Here is an 889-nt window from a genome sequence, read left to right on the forward strand (position 1 = left end):
GGCCCAGCTCGTCAGCCACGCCATGGATCAGGGGCTCGGCCCCGTCGAGGCGGTGGCCGCCTGCCTGCCCCGCCTGCACGGGGCCTTCGCCCTCGGCTTCGTCTTCGCCGGCCACGACGACCTCCTCATCGGGGCCCGCCACGGGGCGCCGCTGGCCATCGGGTTCGGGGAGGGCGAGACCTATCTCGGCTCGGACGCCCTGGCGCTGGCTCCCTTCACGGACGCGATCACCTATCTGGACGAGGGCGACTGGGCGATCCTGACACGTGCGGGCGCCGAGATCCGCGACGGAGCCGGCCAGCCCGTCACCCGCGAGCGCCAGCGCATCGTCGCCCAGGCCTACCGGGTCGAGAAGGGCAACCACCGCCACTTCATGGCCAAGGAGATCCACGAGCAGCCCGAGGTGGTGGGCCGCACGCTCGCCCACTACGTCGACCTCGCCCAAGGCCGCGTGGCGTTGCCCGAGACCCTGCCCTTCGATTTCGCGACGCTCTCGCGGATCTCGATCACCGCCTGCGGCACCGCCTATTATGCCGGCCTCGTGGCCAAGTACTGGTTCGAGAGCCTGGCGCGCCTGCCCGTCGAGATCGACGTCGCCTCGGAGGCGCGCTACCGCGAGCCACCGCTCGACCGCGACGGACTCACCCTCGTCATCTCGCAATCGGGCGAGACCGCCGACACCCTGGCCTCGCTGCGCTACGCCAAGGCGCAGGGCCAGCACACGCTGGCGGTCGTCAACGTGCCCACATCCACCATCGCGCGGGAGGCCTCGGCCGTCGTGCCGACCCTGGCCGGCCCTGAGATCGGGGTCGCCTCCACCAAGGCGTTCTCGTGCCAGCTCACGGTGCTGCTGTGTCTCGCCATCCATGCCGGCCGGGCGCGCGGCACC

Annotated in this window: 1 protein-coding gene; it reads left to right on the forward strand. The window is 72.0% G+C overall.

Annotated features, from left to right (window positions below; all coding sequences use genetic code 11):
- The coding region (locus tag MKK58_RS12850; RefSeq protein ID WP_243912429.1) for an SIS domain-containing protein at window positions 1-889 on the forward strand (889 nt) is incomplete at both ends.

This window comes from Methylobacterium sp. J-078 (assembly GCF_022829285.1).
GTDB lineage: Bacteria > Pseudomonadota > Alphaproteobacteria > Rhizobiales > Beijerinckiaceae > Methylobacterium.